This is a genomic window from Micrococcus sp. HMSC31B01 (assembly GCF_001816085.1).
GTDB classification, from domain to species: domain Bacteria; phylum Actinomycetota; class Actinomycetes; order Actinomycetales; family Micrococcaceae; genus Micrococcus; species Micrococcus luteus.
This window is the reverse complement of record NZ_KV825181.1, coordinates 1-4,649: the sequence shown is the minus strand read 5'-3', so window position 1 is coordinate 4,649 and position 4,649 is coordinate 1. Positions and strand designations below refer to the sequence as shown.

At 73.2% G+C, this 4,649-nt stretch carries 4 protein-coding genes; 1 reads left to right on the top strand and 3 read right to left on the bottom strand.

Annotation, left to right across the window (positions count from 1 at the left end):
* The first annotated feature begins 53 nt into the window (after positions 1–53).
* The gene (locus HMPREF3105_RS07685; protein WP_070709099.1) at positions 54–1,043 is read left to right on the top strand and encodes a type IV toxin-antitoxin system AbiEi family antitoxin domain-containing protein; all 990 of its coding nucleotides are present in this window, start codon (positions 54–56) and stop codon (positions 1,041–1,043) included.
* Between the two features lie 99 nt (positions 1,044–1,142).
* Here HMPREF3105_RS07685 and purM read toward each other — a convergent pair whose 3' ends face one another.
* From purM to HMPREF3105_RS07670, 3 genes are read right to left on the bottom strand one after another with little or no spacing between them, the layout of a single operon-like run.
* Positions 1,143–2,300 carry a phosphoribosylformylglycinamidine cyclo-ligase gene (gene purM, locus HMPREF3105_RS07680; RefSeq protein ID WP_070709098.1) on the bottom strand — a complete coding sequence of 386 codons (1,158 nt, stop codon included), beginning with the start codon at positions 2,298–2,300 and terminating at the stop codon, positions 1,143–1,145.
* Positions 2,297–3,910 (bottom strand): amidophosphoribosyltransferase, encoded by a 1,614-nt coding sequence (purF, locus tag HMPREF3105_RS07675; RefSeq protein ID WP_070709097.1) that lies wholly within the window; start codon positions 3,908–3,910, stop codon positions 2,297–2,299. The genes purM and purF overlap by 4 nt, the downstream gene beginning before the upstream one ends.
* The gene (locus HMPREF3105_RS07670; protein WP_044658862.1) at positions 3,907–4,314 is read right to left on the bottom strand and encodes a hypothetical protein; all 408 of its coding nucleotides are present in this window, start codon (positions 4,312–4,314) and stop codon (positions 3,907–3,909) included. The genes purF and HMPREF3105_RS07670 overlap by 4 nt, the downstream gene beginning before the upstream one ends.
* Positions 4,315–4,649: the final 335 nt, after the last annotated feature.

Genomic DNA, 4,649 nt, shown 5'->3' with positions numbered 1-4,649 from the left:
CAAGAACCTCATGACCCACAACAACTAGGCCGGGTTGAGCCATCGTCACGGGCATGGCCACGTCTTCCCTGCCCCTGCCGGACATCGTCGAGACCGGCCGGCCGTTCACCCGTGGCGACCTGCGCGCGGCCGGGGTCTCGGAGCGACTGGTCCGCGGCGGTGACGTGCGGCGCGTGACGCATGGGGTCCATCGGCTCCGGACTGACCACCTCGGCTCGTGGGCGGATCTCGGCTACGCCGAGGCGCCCGCTCCCTTCGCGCCGGAGGAGACGGTCGCGATCGTGGAGGCGAGCGGGGGAGTGGCGTCCCACCTCACAGCGTTGCTCCTGCACCGCGTGCCGCTGCCGCCGTTCCTGGCGGAGGACGGCACCGTGCACGTCTCCCGGCCACACCCGCGCGGGGCGAGCGTCCGACCGGAGATCACCTCGCATGCCCGCCTGGTCCCAGCTTCGGATGTCACCGTCCTCCACGGGATCCGCCTGACGAGCCTGGAGCGATCCTGGGCGGATCTGGCCGCACTGCTCCGTCCAGGCATGCTCGAGCCCGTCGTGGTGGCCGGGGACGCCCTCGTCCACCGGCCCTGGTCGCCGGAGGGGCGCCGCTCACCACGGACCACGACGGCGGCCTTGCGGTCCGCGCTCCTGCGTGCCGGGCGGTTCAAGGGAGTGCGCACCGCCCGTGCCGCCCTCGAGCTGATGCGGGTGGGCGCGGACTCCCCACAGGAGACAGCCCTGCGCCTGGCCCTGCTCCACGCCGGCCTGCCCGAGCCGGAGCTCCAGCTGGTGCTGCACCCGGGCCGGGCGCGGTCGCCGGACGCGGATCTGGGGTGGCGGCAGTGGCGCATGGTGGTCCACTACGACGGCGGTCACCACCTCGACCCGGCACAGGTCGCCGTGGACGCGTGGCGAGACGAGGGATGGGCGCGCGCGGGCTGGACGCAGATCTGGGCCACGGTGGACGACGCGCGGGACGACTTCCGGCGCGTCGTCGCCGAGGTGCAGACGCACCGGACCCGGCTCGGCGGGCGGATCTTCGCGTCGTGAACCGCCGTTTCCCGAACGAAAACGCCCCGGAGGCCGCCGTTTCCCGAACGAAAACGCTCCGGAGCCCGCCGTTTCCCGAACGAAAACGCTCCGTGGGGGTCAGGCGGCGTACTGGCCGCGCATCAGCACGGCGCCGCCGTCGACGCCCTTGGCGCCCTGCACGAAGTCCAGGCCCGCGGCCGCCGCGTCGTCGGTGAGGGCGCCGATGGTGCCCATCTCCCACGCGTCGATGCCGGCGTCCACGAGCACGGAGATCGACTTCGCGGCCACCTCCGGGTCCACCACGGCCACCATGCCCACGCCGAGGTTGAGGGTGCGCTCGAGGTCGGACTGCGGAACGCGGCCGAGCTCGCCCACCAGGCGGAACACGGGCGGCAGGGACCAGGTGTCGCGCTCGACGGTCGCCATGAGGCCCTGCGGGAGCACGCGCGCCAGGTTCGCGGCCAGGCCGCCGCCGGTCACGTGGCTGAACGCGCGCACCGGCAGGTCCGAGCCGCCGTCGTGGCCGTTGAGGCGCTGCACCAGGTCGAGGCAGGCGCGGGAGTAGATGCGGGTCGGCACGAGCAGCTCCTCGCCGAGGGTGCAGCCGAGCTCGGTGACCTCGCGGTCGAGGGACCAGCCCGCGGCGTTCACCACCCGGCGCACGAGCGAGTAGCCATTCGAGTGGATGCCGGAGGAGGCCATGCCGATCACGATGTCGCCGGACTGCACCCGCTCCGCGCCCAGGACCATGTCCGCCTCGACCACGCCGGTGGCCGCGCCCGCCACGTCGTACTCGTCCACGGCCAGCAGGCCCGGGTGCTCGGCGGTCTCGCCGCCCACGAGCGCGGTGTCGGCCAGGCGGCAGCCCTCGGCCACGCCGCGCACGATGTCCGCGATGCGCTCGGGCACGACCTTGCCGCACGCGATGTAGTCGGTCATGAACAGGGGCTGGGCGCCGACCACCACGATGTCGTCCACGACCATGCCCACGAGGTCCTGGCCGATGGTGTCGTGCTTGTCCATCGCCTGTGCGATCGCCACCTTGGTGCCGACGCCGTCCGTGGACGTGGTCAGCAGCGGCTTGCGGTACTGCAGCAGCGCGGAGGCGTCCCACATGCCGGCGAAGCCGCCGATGCCGCCCATGACCTCGGGGGTGTGGGTGGCCTTCACGGCGTCCTTCATCAGCTCGACGGCGCGGTCGCCGGCCTCCACGTCGACGCCGGCCGAGGCGTAGGTGATCGGGGCGGCGGAGGAGGGGGTCTGGTTCGGGGTCACAGCGGGGTCCTGTCCGTCTCGGTGAGCAGCTTCTCGTCGTCGGCGTCCGGGCCGGGCTCGCAGCCCGTGGCGGTCACGGTGGTGGTCTCGCCGCCCTCGTCCAGCACCACGGTGGACGCGGGCGACACGGCGACCGGCTCCAGCAGGCCCTTGCCGCGCTCGCCCTCGTCGGCCAGCGGGATCGGGTAGTCGCCGGTGAAGCAGGCGGTGCACAGGCGCTCGCGCGGCTGCCCGGTGGCCTCGATCATGCCGTCCTCGCTGATGTAGGCCAGCGAGTCGGCGCCGATGGACGCGGCGATCTGGTCCACCGCGGCGCCGTTGGCGATGAGCTCGGCGCGGGTGGCGAAGTCGATGCCGTAGAAGCAGGGCCACTTCACGGGCGGGGAGGAGATCTTCACGTGCACCTCGGCGGCGCCGGCCTCCTTGAGCATCCGCACGACGGCGCGCTGGGTGTTGCCCCGCACGATCGAGTCGTCCACCACCACGACGCGCTTGCCGGCCACCACGGTGGACTCGACGTTGAGCTTGAGGCGGATGCCGAGCTGGCGCAGCGTCTGGGACGGCTGGATGAAGGTGCGGCCCACGTACGCGTTCTTCACGAACCCCTGGCGGAACGGCAGGCCCGAGGCGTCCGCGTAGCCCACGGCGGCGGGCGTGCCGGACTCGGGCACGGGGATCACGACGTCGGCCTCGACCGGCTGCTCGAGCGCGAGGCGGCGGCCCATCTCCACGCGGGACTCGTACACGGAGCGCCCGGCGATCGTGGCGTCCGGCCGGGCGAGGTAGACGTACTCGAACACGCAGCCGGCCGGCTTGGACTCGGCGAAGCGGGTGGAGCGGATGCCCTCCTCGTCGATCGCGATCATCTCGCCGGGCTCGACCTCCCGAATGAAGGAGGCGCCGACGGTGGCGAGGGCCGACTGCTCGGAGGCCACCACCCAGCCCCGCTCGAGGCGGCCGAGCACGAGCGGGCGCACGCCCTGCGGGTCGCGGGCGGCGTAGAGGGTGTGCTCGTCCATGAACACGAAGCAGTAGGCGCCGCGGATCTTCGGCAGCAGCTCGAGGGCGGTCTCCTCGAGGCGGTCCCCGGGGGTGCCGTGCAGCAGGGCCGTGACCAGGGCGGTGTCCGTGGTGTTGCCCTGCTTCATCTCACCGTGGGTGTGGCGTCCGTCCGCGGCGTGCACCATGCGCAGCAGCTCGGCGGAGTTCACGAGGTTGCCGTTGTGCGCCAGGGCGACCGTGCCGTCGTCGGCGGTGGCGCCCAGGGTGGGCTGGGCGTTGGCCCACTTGTTCACGCCGGTGGTGGAGTAGCGGCAGTGGCCGACAGCGATGTGGCCGCTCAGTGCGGTCAGGGTGGCCTCGTCGAACACCTGGGAGACCAGGCCGATGTCCTTGTAGACGGCGATGCGCCCGCCGTCCGAGACGGCGATGCCCGCGGACTCCTGGCCGCGGTGCTGGAGGGCGTACAGGCCGTAGTAGGCCAGTTTCGCGACCTCCTCGCCCGGCGCCCACACGCCGAACACGCCGCATTCGTCCTGCGGCCCCTGGTCCTGGGGGTCGAGGGCGGCGGTCAGGCGGCCGTCGCCTCGTCGGGTGCGCGGTGCGATCACTGCTCGGGGGTCCTTTCGGTGGGGGTGGTGCGGGCGGGCGGGGCACCCGCGTCCACACGGTCCAGGCGGACGTCCGCCACGGCCGGGTCGTCGGTGCGCTCGAGGACCACGGTGCGCGCGGTCGACCGGGAGCGGCGGTCCAGCAGCAGCCACACGAGCAGCCCGAGCACGCTCGTGCCGAGCATGCTCAGCAGCGATGCGAAGCCGAACGTCTCCGAGAAGGAGAGCGGGATGCCGGAGTACGGGTCCGCGGGCGGGGTGGGGGAGGCGTGGACCGCGGTGGTAATCACGAGTGCGATCAGCAGGCCGAGCGCGAGCGCCACCGCGAGCACCGCGGTCAGCCGCGGGGCGCGACGGACGGTGTAGGCGCGCTGATCGGGGGTCGGCTCGGGGGCGGAGGTCATGCGCGCCAGTCTATCGAGTCGGCCGCTGGGGCCAGTCGCGCGTGCCCGCGGCGGTGGCGGCACTCCCGGAGCACGCTCTGGCCGGCGCGTTGCGTGACGTTGAGCTCGTCGACCGCGGCCTGATACTCCTCCAGCGGGAGCACGACCTGCCCGCAGGCACGGGCGACCTGTGCCTTCGCCGCGGTGTCCGGGGCGGGATCGGCAGAGCTGCATCCCGCGACGAGGAACGGTGCCGACGTTCGAACGGTCGGTGCCGCCGAGAGGACTGCCGGACACCCCTCGCTCACGGCCGCACGAGCGGCAGGTGCGCGCCGAGGTCGGCCCGCACGCCCGAG